This is a genomic window from Mesorhizobium liriopis, from assembly GCF_024053505.1.
GTDB lineage: Bacteria > Pseudomonadota > Alphaproteobacteria > Rhizobiales > Rhizobiaceae > Mesorhizobium_B > Mesorhizobium_B liriopis.
This window is the reverse complement of sequence record NZ_JAMXQS010000007.1, coordinates 88,464-103,187: the sequence shown is the minus strand read 5'-3', so window position 1 is coordinate 103,187 and position 14,724 is coordinate 88,464. Positions and strand designations below refer to the sequence as shown.

The window sequence follows — 14,724 nt, the reverse complement described above, 5'->3', positions numbered from 1 at the left end:
GCCGATGATTGGCCAAAGCCCTCCTTTGCGGCGCCGGGGTTAGCGTCGCGCGAAAGACACCATCATGAGATTGACTATCAAGGCCAAGCTGGCCGCGGTCTTCACGACCGTCGTGGCGCTGTCTGGCGTCAGCATGTTCGTCGCCGTCCAGAATCTCGGCACGCTGAACACATCGCTGGAAAGCGTCGTTCGGGGTCCGATCAAGCGCTCTTCCGCATTGCAGGACATGCAGAAGGATATGAGCGATCTCAACGGCGTCCTTCAGAAGATGATCGCCTCGACCGACGAGCTCGAGATGCGCCAGAGCCAGGCGCAGCTTCGCGCGGGCTTCCAGAACATCAAGGCGGACGGCGAGAAGCTGGAAGGCGAGTTCCTCCTGCCGGCCAATCGTGACGACATGCGCACCTTCCTTTCTACCCTCGACCAGTATTGGGATGCATCGACCAAGGCCCAGACTGAAACCCTCAAGAACACCGATTTGCGGGCTTTCGAAGTCTCGACCACGGAGGGCTCCCAGGCGATCGGCAAGATGGAAGCATCGCTTGAAAAGCTGCGCTCGACTGTTGCGTCGCGTGTGGCCAGCGGCGATCCGACCGCCTTCAACGCTTATTCGACGCTTGCGGAAACGACCCTGAATGTCAGCGACGTGTTCCGCCAGCAGCGCAACGTGCTCCTGGCAGGCAGCATGTCGATCGCCAAGCAGGACGAATGGGTCAAGGACTACAAGGCGTCCGCCGCAAAGCTGGAAGGCAAGATGACGCGCCTGGGCCAAACCCTGGCGCCGTCCGAGGCCCCTCTGTTCAAGTCGGTGAAGGACGACTTCACGCAACTCGTAGCTGCGATGAACAAGGCTGTGGATCTTTCGGTCAAGCATAGCAGCATCAATGCGGACGCGATCCTGACGGAAAAGCTTAACCCGGTCACCGCTCAGGCGGAGACGCTTCTGGGAAACATATCCGCACGTAATGCCCAGCTGGTGGAGAAAGAGCTGGAGGAAGGCGCCGCGCTCTATTCCACGAGCCGCACTTTGCTTCTGGGCCTTCTGATCGGTTCTGTTTTGATTGCGGCGATTGCGGCGACATGGATCATTCTGTCGATCGGGCGTGGTCTTCGTTCGGCGATCGGTCTGGCGCGTTCGGTGGCGGATGGCGACTTGAACGCGTCGGCGTCGGTGAAGACCCATGACGAGGTGCGCGATCTGGTGGATGCCTTGAACGGCATGACCCAGAAGCTCCGTTCGGTGGTCGGCGAAGTGACGATGGCTGCCCGCAATGTGGCGTCCGGCTCGCAGGAGATGTCGGCCACCGCCGAGCAGATGAGCCAGGGCGCGACCGAGCAGGCCTCATCGACGGAAGAAGCGTCTGCGTCCATGGAAGAGATGGCAGCGACCATCAAGCAGTCGGCCGACAATGCGGGCCAGACGGAAGCGATTGCGCGTCAGTCGGCACTCGATGCTCAGGCGTCCGGCGAAGCGGTGGGCCGTGCGGTGTCCGCCATGCAGACCATCGCGCAGAAGATCAACGTGGTGCAGGAGATCGCGCGCCAGACGGATCTGCTTGCCCTGAATGCTGCGGTGGAAGCGGCGCGTGCGGGCGAGCATGGCCGTGGCTTTGCGGTGGTGGCGTCCGAAGTGAGAAAGCTCGCCGAGCGCTCGCAGGCGGCCGCCGCCGAGATCTCGACGCTGTCCACCGACACGGTGCAGGCGGCACAGGCTGCGGGCGAGATGCTCAAGAAGCTCGTGCCCGACATCCAGAAGACGGCGGAACTCGTTGAAGAGATCTCGGGCGCCTCGCGCGAGCAGAATGCGGGTGCCGCCCAGATCAACGCGGCGATCCAGCAGCTCGACAAGGTGACCCAGCAGAACACGTCGGCCGCCGAACAGATGTCCTCGACCTCCGAAGAGCTCGCGGCCCAGGCCGAGCAGTTGCAGGAAGCGATCAGCTTCTTCCGCGTGGACGAGACCCAGACCGCCACAACCCATGCCGACGCCCACGCCAGCAGCGAAGCCGTGCAGCCGATCCAGCTGAAGGCGCCTGCGCGTGACGATCTGCGTGACGCGGTGATGGCCTCGTCCCCGCACCTGAAGAAGCCCGCCGCCCACACCAGCCCGGTCCGCGCCACCAAGCCCAGGCTTGCAGCCAAGGCCACCAGCGGCCAATCGAATGGGCATGCCAAAGGCGGCTTCGCTCTCGACCTCGGCGATGCCCACGATGACCTCGACACCGAGTTCACACGCGGTCGCGTGGCGTAAACTCGGTCCATCCCGGAAAAGCCCCATGAACGGAACAAGGCAATACGTCACCCTGGGTGTCGGCGAGGAGCTCTTCGCCGCCCCCGTCGAACGGGTGCAGGAAATCCTCGAACTGCGCCCGATCGCCAAGCTGCCCAAGGCGCCCGCCAACCTGCTCGGCATGATCGATCTGCGCGGCCAGGGCATCCCGGTCGTCGACCTGCGCCGCACGCTCGACATGGCGGATGCGGGCGACACCGACAGCACGCGCATCGTCGTGCTGAAGGTCTGTCCCAAGGGCGGGCTCGAAACGACGCTGGCGCTCAAGACCGACCGCGTCTTCGAGGTCACCGTGCTCGACGACGAGGCGCTCGATCCGCAGCCCGAGATCGGCGCGCGCTGGCAGGTCAAAGCGATTGCCGGCATCGGCCGGCGCAACGGCGCCTTCGTTTCCGTGCTCGACCTCGATCAGCTCTTCGCAACCCCCGACCTGGTCGAGCACGCGCCATCGCGTGCCGACCGGGCAGCATGAACCCCATACCCAGCAGCACCCCTCCGCACCCGAACCGATGAGGTTCGGAAGCCGGTAAACAAACAGGCAGAATGGAAGAAAGATGAGACTGACGATCAAGGCCAAGCTGGCCACGGTCTTCACGGCGGTGATCGCCCTTTCGGGCGTCAGCATGTTCGTCGCCATGGATAATCTCGGCAAACTGAACGGTTCGATGAATTTGACATCGGATATCATGGGCCGCGCGGTTTCCATGCGCGACATACAGATCGAGCTCGGCACCATCGGTCGCGACATCCGGCAAATGGTGTTGTCCACCGACGAACTCGAAATGCGTCAGCTCCAGGCCAACATGTCTCAGACTTATCTGAGCCTCCAGAAAAGTGCGGAAGCACTTTCCGGCACGCTGACCAACCCGACCAGCGCCGAGAACATGAAGCAGTTCCTGGCCGTGCTGCCGGAATACCGCAAGCTCGCGAAGCAGGCGGAAAGCGCGACGCTGATGAACACGGACTTCGTGGCCGCGAACCTTGCCACGACCGAAGTGGCTGCGGCCAAGAAGAAGTTCGATGCCTCGATGCAGCGCGTCGTCGACGATATCCGGTCGCGCCTTCTGGCCGGTGACACGGAAAGCGCGCGCCCGTTTGCGGCCGTTATGCAGATGAGCAAGACGGTGTCCGACATCAACGGCGCATCGACCGCGGTTCTTCTCAACAGCACGGATGCTGAAAAGCAGGCAGGCTCGATCAAGCAGTACAAGGCCCTGATCGCCGATCTCACGGGCGGTTTCCTCAATATCCGCAGCTCGCTGGATCGCACGCAGGTCAAGGCGCTGGACCAGGCGCAGAGCGATTTCATGGCCATGCGCAACGCGATGAACAAGGTCGTGGATACGGCCGCGCTGCGCTCCAACACGCAGGCGGAAGCGCTGATCACCCAGATGAATCCGCTGCGCGACAAGGCCAACAGCCTGCTCGAGCAGATCGTGACGAGCAGCAACAACCGCATCGTTCAGGAGAAAGCCGCGGGCGCCGCGCTCTATTCCACGAGCCGCACTTTGCTTCTGGGCCTTCTGATCGGTTCTGTTTTGATTGCGGCGATTGCGGCGACATGGATCATTCTGTCGATCGGGCGTGGTCTTCGTTCGGCGATCGGTCTGGCGCGTTCGGTGGCGGATGGCGACTTGAACGCGTCGGCGTCGGTGAAGACCCATGACGAGGTGCGCGATCTGGTGGATGCCTTGAACGGCATGACCCAGAAGCTCCGTTCGGTGGTCGGCGAAGTGACGATGGCTGCCCGCAATGTGGCGTCCGGCTCGCAGGAGATGTCGGCCACCGCCGAGCAGATGAGCCAGGGCGCGACCGAGCAGGCCTCATCGACGGAAGAAGCGTCTGCGTCCATGGAAGAGATGGCAGCGACCATCAAGCAGTCGGCCGACAATGCGGGCCAGACGGAAGCGATTGCGCGTCAGTCGGCACTCGATGCTCAGGCGTCCGGCGAAGCGGTGGGCCGTGCGGTGTCCGCCATGCAGACCATCGCGCAGAAGATCAACGTGGTGCAGGAGATCGCGCGCCAGACGGATCTGCTTGCCCTGAATGCTGCGGTGGAAGCGGCGCGTGCGGGCGAGCATGGCCGTGGCTTTGCGGTGGTGGCGTCCGAAGTGAGAAAGCTCGCCGAGCGCTCGCAGGCGGCCGCCGCCGAGATCTCGACGCTGTCCACCGACACGGTGCAGGCGGCACAGGCTGCGGGCGAGATGCTCAAGAAGCTCGTGCCCGACATCCAGAAGACGGCGGAACTCGTTGAAGAGATCTCGGGCGCCTCGCGCGAGCAGAATGCGGGTGCCGCCCAGATCAACGCGGCGATCCAGCAGCTCGACAAGGTGACCCAGCAGAACACGTCGGCCGCCGAACAGATGTCCTCGACCTCCGAAGAGCTCGCGGCCCAGGCCGAGCAGTTGCAGGAAGCGATCAGCTTCTTCCGCGTGGACGAGACCCAGACCGCCACAACCCATGCCGACGCCCACGCCAGCAGCGAAGCCGTGCAGCCGATCCAGCTGAAGGCGCCTGCGCGTGACGATCTGCGTGACGCGGTGATGGCCTCGTCCCCGCACCTGAAGAAGCCCGCCGCCCACACCAGCCCGGTCCGCGCCACCAAGCCCAGGCTTGCAGCCAAGGCCACCAGCGGCCAATCGAATGGGCATGCCAAAGGCGGCTTCGCTCTCGACCTCGGCGATGCCCACGATGACCTCGACACCGAGTTCACACGCGGTCGCGTGGCGTAAAGGAAAACACCCTTGGCTCAGGCGGCACTTCAAACTTGGGATCGCGACACGAGCGATCTCGACACCCTGTCCCCCCGCGATTTCGACCGGCTCGCCGGCCTGATTTCGGGCAAGACGGGCATCAAGCTGCCGGCGACCAAGCGCACCATGGTCGAAGGCCGCCTGCGCAAGCGGCTCCGCGTGGTCGGCGCCGCCGACTTTGCAAGCTACTGCCGTTTCCTCTTCGACGAAGGGGGGCTGGAGACCGAACTCCCCTTCGTGATCGATGCGGTGACCACCAACAAGACCGATTTCTTCCGCGAGCCCGAGCATTACGAGCTTCTGAAACAGAAGCTCGTGCCCGCCCTTCTGGCCGAGCGCCGGCGCGAGCAGATGCCGTTGCTGAAGATCTGGAGTGCCGCCGCATCATCGGGTGCGGAGGCCTACACCGCCGCGATGGTCCTGGCCGACCTCGCGAGCGCGCGCGGCGGCTTCCGCTTCGCCATCCTCGGCACCGACATCTCGTCCTCGATCCTCGAACAGGCGGAACGCGCGGTCTATCCGGCCGACATGATGGCGCCGGTGCCCGCAGGCGTCAGGGAACGCTTTCTGATGTGGAACCGGCGCAACGCGCTGCGCCCGGAAGCGCGCATCGTGCCCGAGCTTCGCCGCCTCGTGCGCTTCGAGCACCTTAACCTGATGGACAAGTCCTATCCCTATGATCGGGACGTGGACGTGATCTTTTTGCGCAACGTACTGATCTATTTCGAGAAGGATGACCAGATCGCGGTCATCAACCGTCTCACCAACCATTTGCGGCCGAAAGGATATCTCATCCTCGGCCACTCCGAATCCATGATCGGCAACGGCCTGGCCCTGACGCAGGTCGCGCCTGCCGTGTTCCAGAAGGCATGACCGCGATGACTGCCCCCCTCATGCCCGCTCCCCTTATGCCCACTCAAGAGCGTCGCACCGCCGCGAACGGTCCCAAGCTGCGCGTCCTGATCGTGGACGACTCGTCCTCCGTGCGGCTCGTGCTCAGCGACATCGTCAATTCCGATCCCGAGCTGGAAGTGATGGCGACGGCGGCCGACCCCTATATCGCCGCCGAAAAGATCAAGGCCGAGATCCCGGACGTGATCTTTCTCGACATCGAACTGCCGCGCATGAACGGCATCACATTCCTGCGCAAGCTGATGGCGCAGCGCCCGATCCCGGTGGTGATCTGTTCGAGCCACACCGAGAAGGGCTCGGACCTCTTCCTCGAAGCGCTTGCGGCGGGTGCCGTGGATGTGGTCACCAAGCCGCGCGCCGACACGGCCCAGGCGCTTCACGATTCGCGCATGCAGATCTGCGACGCCGCCAAGGCCGCCGGCCACCAGAAGCTGAAATCCCTGCGCAAGGCCGCGCCCCCGATCCAGGTCGAGGCCAAGCTCAAGGCCGACGTGATCATGCCGCCGCTTTCGCCCACCAAGCTCGCCGCGCTGAAGACCACCCTTCCCCGCACCGAACCGGTCGTCTGCATCGGTGCTTCGACGGGCGGCACGGAAGCCCTGCGCGAGGTGCTCGAACGCCTGCCCGCCAACGCGCCGGGCATCGTGATCGTCCAGCACATGCCGGAAAAGTTCACCAACACCTTCGCCCGCCGTCTCGACAGCCTGTGCGCCATCACGGTGAAGGAAGCCGAGGATGGCGACGAGGTGCGCCCCGGTCTGGCTCTCATCGCACCCGGCAACCACCATATGCTGCTCAAGCGCACGGGCCGCGGCTACCACGTGAACGTCATCGACGGTCCGCATATCTCGCGCCACCGTCCGTCCGTGGATGTGCTGTTCCGCTCGGCCGCCCAGAATGCGGGCCCGAACGCGACCGGCATCATCCTGACCGGCATGGGCGACGACGGCGCCGCGGGCCTCCTCGAAATGCGCAGTGCGGGCGCCTACACCGTCGCGCAGGACGAGGCGACATGCGTGGTCTATGGCATGCCCAAGGAAGCGGTCGAGCGGGGAGCGGCGATGCGCGTCGTTCCGCTTTCCCGCGTGGCTCACGAAATCGAAAGCGTGGCGCTCCCCCACGCGGAAAGACGGGTCGCCCGATGAGCGCTCTTGCCCTCCGAGAGAACTGGGACACCACCCGGCCCGACGCGGCCGACGAGATCGCCGGCATGCTGGCCCAGCGCCGCGCGGCCATCGAGGGCTCGTTTCTCGATGTCGGCTCGCAGCTCGGCCGCTGCATGGAAATCCTGTCCCGGCACTCGAAGATCCTGCAGGCCATTCCGCGCGACATCGAAAGCCCCGAACTGATCGAGGCGAGCAACGGCTTGAGCGGCATCGGCGCGCAGGCGCGCGAGGTCGCGGCCTCCTTCGGCACCGAGCGCGACGCGATGGCCGAGCTCATCAAGGCGCTGCTCGCGGCCGAGGTGCCGATCGCCAACCTCGCCCGCACGGTGAAGATGATCGGCATCATGGCGGTGAACGCCCGCGTGATGGCGGCGAGCATCGGCGAGATGGAAGGCTTCGAGGACTTCACCGGCGACATCGCCACTTTGTCTTCGCAGGCCGGCGGCACGGTGCGCGAGTTCTCGGAAGCCTTCGCGCACCTGATCGACCATGTGCGGCGCACCGAAAGCCAGCGCATCCAGTTCGAGACCGGCCACCGCACGCTCCTCGTCGATCTCGCGAGCAACCTGTCCTGGCGGCTCGAGGAACTGGCCGCGAACCGCCGCACGGCGGCGGACGCGGCTTCGCGCACGAACGAGATCACCGGCCGCATCGCCGAGCGCGTGGGAACGGTCGTGTTCTCGCTGCAGGTCGGCGACAGCACGCGCCAGCGGCTCGAACATGTGGAAGCCGCGCTCGACCAGCTTCAGGCCCTCAACCCCAGCGACGCGACGGGCGGCCATGTGCGCACCCTTCAGGCCCTGCAGATGCGCGCGCTCGCGGCTGAACTCGGCCAGGATGCCGCGACGGGCGAGAAGAACCTGCGCTCGCTGGTGTCGGACGCCTCCGAGATCGTGCGCCAAAGCAAGCTGATGACGGGCGCATCCGGCAAGGGTTCGGAGTCGGCGCTCGCCCAGCTGACAGGCGCCTTGCGCGGTGCCGTCGAACTCCTGCGCTCCTGCGAGGCCGAGCGCGCCAAGCTCGATCATCTCGCCAGCGGCGCGGTGGAGGTCGTGGAAACCCTGCTCGGCCATGTCGCCTCGGTGAAGGCCATCGAAGCCAATATGCGGCTCTTAAGCCTCAACGCCACCATGCGCTGCGCGCGTCTGGGTCAGGAAGGCCGTGCGCTCAACGTGATCGCCCAGCAGCTGCGCGAACTCACGGCCGAAACCGTCTCGGCAGCCGAGGAAACGCTCGGTGGCCTGTCGCGCGTGTCGGAACTGGCAGCCCATGTGGCGAAAGCCGCGCATGCGAGCGGGGCCGGCGAAGTGGGCCGCATCGAAGAGCAGGTGCGCCTCGCACTCAACCTTCTCGATGCCGTCGAGGAACGGTTGAAGGCGGCGGGCTCGGTTTTGTCGGTCGAAAACAAGCAGGTCTCGAACCTGCTGGTGTCGGCCGCCACGGCCTTCTCGGGCCAGATCGGCATCGCGGGCGAGATCACGCGCGCGGCGGACGGGCTCGAAAGCGAGGGAAGCTTCGCGCAAGGCCAGCCGCTCGGCGCGGCGGACGAAAGCATCATGGCCACCTTGCGCATGCGCTACACGATGCAGAGCGAGCGCGTGGTCCACGACCGCTTCATCGGTTCGCTCGCCAACGCCTAGGAAGCGGGGGAAGGCGCGTCGTCTCCCCTCCCCTTCCGTTTGCCCTCCCCTGGGCTGTGCATCTCAAGCCCACGGCGCTGTTCGGCGCCGTGGATGCGGCAAGCCGGAACCGGCCTTGAGCCCTGCTCTTACAGTAAAACCGCTGCGCGCTCTCGCCGGAACTGATCCGGCACGGTGATGGACGAAATTGCGGCTGCAGGGTCGCGATCCCCCACATCCGCGCGTTTCCGCACTTTCTTCATCCACCCCCTCCGCGCCTTGCCGTAGATTTCGCTCACCGCTTCATCGGGAGCCAGATCGCGACGGCGATCCTGTGGAGCGGACGGTGCCGGACTGGTCGTGCCAACGTAGCGCGGCTGGGTGATGAGCCCCTAAGTCCGGGCCCCAAGTGAGGAGCGGTGGGTGACGCCCCGTTCTGTGGACCTAGGGCAAGAACACCGAAAGCGGCGCATGGCGCGGGTCATGCACTTCACTCAAGTCCAGAGGCCAGCGCCATGCGCCGTCTCTTGGACCCCAACCACCCCATACCCCGGCTCGAAACCCGAGCGCGGCAGCGACGACGCGTGTTCACGCGCGCGGGAAGACTCAGCCGTTATGGAAGCCGTGCTCGATATGGTCGAAGATCACATTGGAAAAGGCCGAGATCTGCCCACCCACGAAGGGTCCGGTCAGCGCGACCGCGAGCAGGATCGCAAGGATCTTGGGCACGAAGGTCAGCGTCACTTCCTGGATCTGGGTCAGTGCCTGGAAAAGCGCGATGACGATGCCGACCACCATCGCGATGGCCACCGCCGGGCCCGATGCCGTCAGCACCGTCCAGATGGCATATTGCACGAGATCGAGCGCATCCGCCTCGTTCACGACGACGCTCCCGCCGAGATCTTGATGCCCGCGCCGATCGCCACTTCCTGCCCGTTGACCAGAACGGCGGTGGCACCCGAGGAAGCGATCTTCACTTCCTTGACGGTGCCGGTGACAGCGCCATCGGAAGAGGTGATCGTCCGCCCGATCAAGGCATCGGCCTGCGAAAGCGAGGAGGATTGAAGCAGGCCGTCGAGCTTGGTGTTGAGCTGGATCGACTGCTCGACCTGAGAGAACTGCGCGAGCTGCGCCACGAACTCGGTCGAATCGTTCGGCTTGGTCGGGTCCTGGTTCTTCATCTGCGCGACGAGCAGCTTCAGAAAGGACTGATAGTCCGTCTGCGCCTTGGTGGCAGCGGTCTTGGTCGTCGTGCCGGCCGGAGGCGTTGTGGAAAGAGCGGAAACGTCCATGGCTCAGGCGCTCGCGGCGATGGGTTCGGGTTGAAGATGAGCGGGCGCAGTCTGGGCGCTCTGGGCGCTCTTCGCCGCCAGCGCGCCGGCGAGGCTCTTTTCCTCGACCGCGTAGAGGCCGCGGATCTCCTTCAGCGCCTCGAACAGGCGGTTCTCGGAAACGAGCACGTCCACATGCTTGAGAGAGGAACGGATGGTCTCGTTCTCGAAGGTGGCGAGAAGCAGCGGCAGCGAGCGGCGGAACATCACGCGCGCCTGCTCCGCCCCTTCCGGGTTCATCAGCATGATCTGCAGCACGAAATAAAGCTGGCGCAGCGGCGTCGAGGCGTTGGCCGCCTGCAGCACATGGCTTTCGAGCAGGAACTGCACATCGTTGAGCAGTTCCAGCGTGACCTTGCGGTCGACGCGGATGACGGCGCCGTTGAGATAGATCTTCTCGCCGGGCTTGAGCGAGATTTTCAGCGTGTTCTGCTTCATTTCATGCCGTCCCGGATAATGGCGGAAACCTCGATCAGCCCGTCCCAATTGTCGGACCGGCCCTGGCGCAGCTCGTCGGCCTCGCGCATGAGCCAGAGGCCGATCGAGATCAGGTTGGCGCGCAATTCCTTGGGCAGTTCGTTCTCCGAACTGCCGAGGTCTTCGAGAAGTGCCGTCCAGACGCGGTTGAGATAATGGATGGCCTCCACCGCCTCATGCGAATTGCTGCCGGCCCGGCGTGCGGCGTCGAGCAGCTCGATCGAGCGCGACAGGACCTGGTATTCCCGGTCGCGCGCCTCGGCCACGGAGTCTGTCTGGATATCGTCGTAGGCGAACTGGTACATGTCAGGGCTTCAGATGAGCGGAATGGGCGGGCAGCGCGGCCATCACGAAAGATACTTCGCGAGGCTCAGCTGCTGGATGCGCGCGGTCAGCGCGTAGGATGTCTCGATCTGCGTCATCAGCGTCGAAACGCGCGTGGACGCTTCGTAGGGGTCGGCACCCTCCAGCTTCTGGATATGCAGTTCCATCACGTCGGCCTGCATCTTGAGCCGCTCGCTGGTGGCGGTGATGCGGTTTTCCGTGACGCCGACCGAGGCCTGCAGGTTGGCGATGCCGGCGACCGCTTCGGAGACCAGCGCGCGTGCCCGCGCATTCACGGCCTCCCGCGCGCCCTCGCTCACATTGCCGCTATAGAGATCGGCGGTGAGTGCGGCTGCCATCGCGAGCTTCTTGACGGGGTCGATATTGGCGCTGACCGAGGTGCTGGCCGTCTCGTTGAGGGCGATGCGGCTCTGGATCGTGGCATCCGTCGCGTTCGACCAGTTGGCATCCCAGCCGGCGCCGAGGAAATCCGGCTCGACGGAAGCGAGAAAGCCTTCCATGTCCGTCTTCGAGATATTGGCCGCGCCGGGATCGGTCTGGGTGAAGCCGAAATAGGACTGGAACGCCGTGTCGAAGGCGGTCTTCGCATCCGAGCCGGCCTCGAAGCCCTTGAACGGCTTCACATCCGTGTTGATGCCGGAAAAAATCTGCTCGCCGTTGAACGAGGCATTGAGGATCGACCCCATCGAGCTCAGCGCCGATTTGGCCGAGGCCAGCATCACCGCGGGTGTCGCGTCGCCGCTCGAACCTGCGATCAGCGTGGACAGGAATGTCTGCGCCTGCGTGCTCAGGTCCTTGAGCGAGTTCTGCGTGGCGGAGAGCCGGGAGCCCGCCAGCGCGTTGGTGTCGATGATGTTGTTGAGCCGCTCCATCTCGCGATTGAGCGTCACGGTCTGCGAGGTCAGCGAGCCGAGCTTGAGCCCCGGATCGGCCAGCCGTCCGGTGGTCGCCTCCTTTTGCGCATTGTTCATCTCGTTCTGCGAGCGAACGAGCGCGGTGCGCAGGCTTTGCGCGAGGGTACGGGTGGAAACGCCGGAAATCGCCATGAGCCGTTACACCGCAGCCATCAGCGATTGCATCATCTCGTCCACCGCCTTGATGAGGCGCGCGGTCGCCTGGTAGCTGTTTTCGAGGTCGAGCAGCAGCGACATCTCGGTGTCCTGATTGACGCCGGTCGCGTTCGACAGCGCTTCCGAGATGCGCGACACCAGCGCCTCGTTGGTCTCGGCACCCGTGGTCGCCTGCTGGCGCGCGCCATCGAGCCAGCCGACCGAGGCGCTCGCGAATGTGTTGAGCCCGGCCGATGCCCCCAGGCCCGCCGCCGGATCGAAGGCGATCGGCGCTTCCAGCCGGTCGCCATAGCCGATGATCAGGCTCGCATAGGATGCGCTGTTCGTCGTGTTCGCCTTGTAGGCAGTGCCGTTCGCGCCGCCGTCGCGCAACAGCACCGGATTGCCGCCCTGGGCCACGTCGAAGGCGGCATTGACCGTGATCGCGGCAGCCAGCCCGCTTTGCAGGCTGGCACCGGGCAGGTCGGGTCCACCGCTCCAGGAGAAAAGTCCCGCCTTGTCGAGAGAACCGCCGCCGGTCTGGTCGGTTTCGCGGAACGCCATGATGACGCCGCGCGCCACTTCGTCGAGCTGCGCCTGCAGCTTGACCGTGGCGCCGTCGCGCAGTTCGACGAGCCCCGCGATCTTGCCCGATGCGCCGCTGCCGCCCTTGACCGGCACGCCGTCAATGGTGACCGCGTTGCCGCTCGTATTCGCGCCGAAGCCGAAGGTCTGCGTGAACTTCACCTCGCGCGGGGTGGTCTCGAAGAGCGTCGTGCCGTCATTCGTCACCAGCACCACATCGTTGGAGCCGCGCGTGATGGCCGAGACCGGCACGAGTTCGGCGATCTGCTTGAGCGTCGCGTCGCGCGCGTCGAGCGCGTCCGACGTGTCGCGCCCGAGCCGCGTGCCGCTGACCACCTCATTGTTGGCCTGCTCGAATTTCTTCAAGAGGTCGTTAAGCTGGCTGACCGAAGAGGCGATCTCCTCGTCGGCCTGCTGGCGCGTGTTCTGGATCGCGGCCGAGCCTTCGTTCAGCGCCGTCACCACGTCGCGCGCGGATTGCACGGCGACTGCGGCCAGATTGTTGTTGGAGGGTGTCGCGCTGTAGGTTTGAAGTGCCGTCGCGAGCTTGCTGAGCGCGGTCGCCGCCGCGCTCGCATTGTCCACGCCGTTGACCGAAGTGGTCAGCCGGTCGAGACCGGCCGAAAGCGTGGACTGCCCGCTATAGGCGGAGATGGCCGCGATGTTCTGGCGCAACAGCTGCTCGTCCGCCGCACGCTGGATCTGGGCCACGCGCGCGCCGGGCACGGTGGTGACCTGAACGGCGGTGCGGCGGTTGTAGTCGGCATTGTTGACGTTCGCGACATTGCGCGAAACGGTGCCCACCTGCCGCGATGTCGAGCCCAGCGCGGATTGCGCGATCGTGAGGGCGGTGGAAAGCGACATGGCGGAAAAGTGGACCTTTCAGGATAAAAAGCGCCGAGACGAACTCAGCGCTTGAGGTTGACGAGAATGTCCATCAGGTCGGAACCCGTCTGGAACACCTTGGAGTTGGCCGTGTAGGAACGCTGCGACTCGATCATGCCGGTGAGTTCCTCGGCGATGTCGACGTTGGAGTTCTCGAGCGCGCCCGAAACCACGTCGCCCAGGCCGCCCGCCCCGGGGAAGCCCATGCGGATATCGCCCGAGTCGGTGCCCTGCGAATAAACGTTGCCGTTCGCCACCTGCAGCTTGTCGGGGCTGGTCGCGGTGGCGAGCGGGATGCGGTACATCGCCTTGAGCGTGCCGTTCTGGTACTGGGCGTAGACCGTACCGTCCTTGGCGATCTGCACCTTGTCGATGGCGCTCGGCGCATTGCCGTCGATCTGCGCCTTCAGAAGCGTGTAGTCGCCGGCGAGCTCGCTCATATTCGCCATGTCGAGGTCGATCGTTCCGCCACCCGGGATGGCGAGCGAAAGCTCCTTCGTGCTTCCCGCGGTCAGCTGGCCCGTCGTCGCATCGAAGTTGAGCGTCTGGGTCGAAAGCGCGGCGGACGCGTACGGGAAACCGCCGCTCGTCGCATCCGCGCCGCGCTTGTCATAGACCGAGACCTCCCAGGTGTTGGCGCCGGTCTTGGTGAAATACATGTCGAGCGTGACCTGATTGCCGACATTGTCGTAGGCGGTCAGCGAGGTCTTCTGGTTCCAGGCGGAGGTCGCCGAGTTGTCGCCCGGCGTGTCGCCGGTCACCGCCGTCGCGCCAGCGGGAAGCTTGGCCGTGAAGCTGCCGCTCGTGGACGGCGTCGCGACGAGCTTGTCGTCGGCCAGCACGACCGGCTCGAGACCGCCGAACCCGTTGGCTGCGACCGACGGCTCGCCATTGGCCAGGCTGTAGCCCATCAGCTGATAACCCGCCGCGTTGACGAGTTGGCCTTCACCGTTCGGCACGAAAGCGCCGGCGCGTGTCAGAAAGGGCTGGCCGCTCGCACTTTGGACCACGAAGAAGCCGTTGCCGTTGACGGCGAGATCGGTGACCGAGGTCGTATAGGCCAGGGCGCCCTGGGCGGAAACGAGGCTCTGGACGGCCGAATTGACGCCGCCCGAATTATACGAGCCCGCAGTCGCGGGCAGAACCATGGTGGAAAATTCGGTGCGCGAGCGCTTGTAGCCGGTGGTGCCGGAATTGCCGATATTGTCTGCGACGGCGGACAGCCGGTTGGCCTGGGCATTCATGCCCGAGACACCTGTCCGCATCATTCCATAAAGGCTCATCCAACAAGACTCCGAACACACATGAAGGG

General features: G+C 64.9%; 13 protein-coding genes. 6 read left to right on the top strand and 7 right to left on the bottom strand.

Annotation, left to right across the window (positions count from 1 at the left end; translation table 11 throughout):
- The first annotated feature begins 64 nt into the window (after nucleotides 1-64).
- The 6 genes from NGM99_RS14810 to NGM99_RS14785 all read left to right on the top strand — a co-directional run bounded on the left by NGM99_RS14810 (nucleotide 65) and on the right by NGM99_RS14785 (nucleotide 8,761).
- Nucleotides 65-2,251 (top strand): HAMP domain-containing methyl-accepting chemotaxis protein, encoded by a 2,187-nt coding sequence (locus NGM99_RS14810; protein WP_252820250.1) that lies wholly within the window; start codon nucleotides 65-67, stop codon nucleotides 2,249-2,251.
- 25 nt (nucleotides 2,252-2,276) lie between these two features.
- A complete protein-coding gene (locus NGM99_RS14805; protein ID WP_252820248.1) occupies nucleotides 2,277-2,762 on the top strand; it encodes a chemotaxis protein CheW in 486 nt (161 codons plus the stop codon).
- Nucleotides 2,763-2,844: 82 nt separating this feature from the next.
- Nucleotides 2,845-5,022, top strand: coding sequence for a HAMP domain-containing methyl-accepting chemotaxis protein (locus tag NGM99_RS14800; protein ID WP_252820246.1), 2,178 nt, complete (start codon nucleotides 2,845-2,847; stop codon nucleotides 5,020-5,022).
- A 12-nt stretch (nucleotides 5,023-5,034) separates the two neighbouring features.
- The gene (locus NGM99_RS14795) at nucleotides 5,035-5,916 is read left to right on the top strand and encodes a CheR family methyltransferase (RefSeq protein ID WP_252820244.1); all 882 of its coding nucleotides are present in this window, start codon (nucleotides 5,035-5,037) and stop codon (nucleotides 5,914-5,916) included.
- A 35-nt stretch (nucleotides 5,917-5,951) separates the two neighbouring features.
- The gene (locus tag NGM99_RS14790) at nucleotides 5,952-7,100 is read left to right on the top strand and encodes a protein-glutamate methylesterase/protein-glutamine glutaminase (RefSeq protein ID WP_252820790.1); all 1,149 of its coding nucleotides are present in this window, start codon (nucleotides 5,952-5,954) and stop codon (nucleotides 7,098-7,100) included.
- Nucleotides 7,097-8,761 (top strand): hypothetical protein, encoded by a 1,665-nt coding sequence (locus NGM99_RS14785; RefSeq protein WP_252820242.1) that lies wholly within the window; start codon nucleotides 7,097-7,099, stop codon nucleotides 8,759-8,761. Before NGM99_RS14790 ends, NGM99_RS14785 begins: the two co-directional genes overlap by 4 nt.
- Before the next feature lie 585 nt (nucleotides 8,762-9,346).
- Here the strand turns inward: NGM99_RS14785 and fliQ are convergent.
- From fliQ to NGM99_RS14750, 7 genes are read right to left on the bottom strand one after another with little or no spacing between them, the layout of a single operon-like run.
- Nucleotides 9,347-9,622: a flagellar biosynthesis protein FliQ gene (gene fliQ, locus NGM99_RS14780; RefSeq protein ID WP_252820240.1), complete on the bottom strand. Its 276-nt coding sequence runs from the start codon at nucleotides 9,620-9,622 to the stop codon at nucleotides 9,347-9,349.
- Nucleotides 9,619-10,032 carry a flagellar hook assembly protein FlgD gene (gene flgD / locus NGM99_RS14775; RefSeq protein ID WP_252820239.1) on the bottom strand — a complete coding sequence of 138 codons (414 nt, stop codon included), beginning with the start codon at nucleotides 10,030-10,032 and terminating at the stop codon, nucleotides 9,619-9,621. The genes fliQ and flgD overlap by 4 nt, the downstream gene beginning before the upstream one ends.
- 3 nt (nucleotides 10,033-10,035) lie before the next feature.
- The gene (gene flbT / locus NGM99_RS14770) at nucleotides 10,036-10,509 is read right to left on the bottom strand and encodes a flagellar biosynthesis repressor FlbT (protein WP_252820237.1); all 474 of its coding nucleotides are present in this window, start codon (nucleotides 10,507-10,509) and stop codon (nucleotides 10,036-10,038) included.
- Nucleotides 10,506-10,853: a flagellar biosynthesis regulator FlaF gene (gene flaF, locus NGM99_RS14765; protein WP_252820235.1), complete on the bottom strand. Its 348-nt coding sequence runs from the start codon at nucleotides 10,851-10,853 to the stop codon at nucleotides 10,506-10,508. Before flaF ends, flbT begins: the two co-directional genes overlap by 4 nt.
- 42 nt (nucleotides 10,854-10,895) lie before the next feature.
- A complete protein-coding gene (locus NGM99_RS14760; protein WP_252820234.1) occupies nucleotides 10,896-11,939 on the bottom strand; it encodes a flagellar hook-associated family protein in 1,044 nt (347 codons plus the stop codon).
- Between the two features lie 6 nt (nucleotides 11,940-11,945).
- Nucleotides 11,946-13,391, bottom strand: coding sequence for a flagellar hook-associated protein FlgK (flgK, locus tag NGM99_RS14755; protein WP_252820232.1), 1,446 nt, complete (start codon nucleotides 13,389-13,391; stop codon nucleotides 11,946-11,948).
- A gap of 44 nt (nucleotides 13,392-13,435) precedes the next feature.
- Nucleotides 13,436-14,695, bottom strand: a complete 1,260-nt coding sequence (locus tag NGM99_RS14750; RefSeq protein ID WP_252820230.1) for a flagellar hook protein FlgE — start codon at nucleotides 14,693-14,695, stop codon at nucleotides 13,436-13,438.
- Nucleotides 14,696-14,724 lie beyond the last annotated feature (29 nt).

What these genes read in the sequence shown, in the direction of transcription:
- NGM99_RS14810 (WP_252820250.1), top strand. Translation starts at nt 65, where the DNA reads ATGAGATTGACTATCAAGGCCAAGCTGGCCGCGGTCTTCACGACCGTC.
- NGM99_RS14805 (WP_252820248.1), top strand. Translation starts at nt 2,277, where the DNA reads ATGAACGGAACAAGGCAATACGTCACCCTGGGTGTCGGCGAGGAGCTC.
- NGM99_RS14800 (WP_252820246.1), top strand. Translation starts at nt 2,845, where the DNA reads ATGAGACTGACGATCAAGGCCAAGCTGGCCACGGTCTTCACGGCGGTG.
- NGM99_RS14790 (WP_252820790.1), top strand. Translation starts at nt 5,952, where the DNA reads ATGCCCACTCAAGAGCGTCGCACCGCCGCGAACGGTCCCAAGCTGCGC.
- NGM99_RS14785 (WP_252820242.1), top strand. Translation starts at nt 7,097, where the DNA reads ATGAGCGCTCTTGCCCTCCGAGAGAACTGGGACACCACCCGGCCCGAC.
- flgD (WP_252820239.1), bottom strand. Translation starts at nt 10,032, where the DNA reads ATGGACGTTTCCGCTCTTTCCACAACGCCTCCGGCCGGCACGACGACC.
- flbT (WP_252820237.1), bottom strand. Translation starts at nt 10,509, where the DNA reads ATGAAGCAGAACACGCTGAAAATCTCGCTCAAGCCCGGCGAGAAGATC.
- flaF (WP_252820235.1), bottom strand. Translation starts at nt 10,853, where the DNA reads ATGTACCAGTTCGCCTACGACGATATCCAGACAGACTCCGTGGCCGAG.
- NGM99_RS14760 (WP_252820234.1), bottom strand. Translation starts at nt 11,939, where the DNA reads ATGGCGATTTCCGGCGTTTCCACCCGTACCCTCGCGCAAAGCCTGCGC.
- flgK (WP_252820232.1), bottom strand. Translation starts at nt 13,391, where the DNA reads ATGTCGCTTTCCACCGCCCTCACGATCGCGCAATCCGCGCTGGGCTCG.
- NGM99_RS14750 (WP_252820230.1), bottom strand. Translation starts at nt 14,695, where the DNA reads ATGAGCCTTTATGGAATGATGCGGACAGGTGTCTCGGGCATGAATGCC.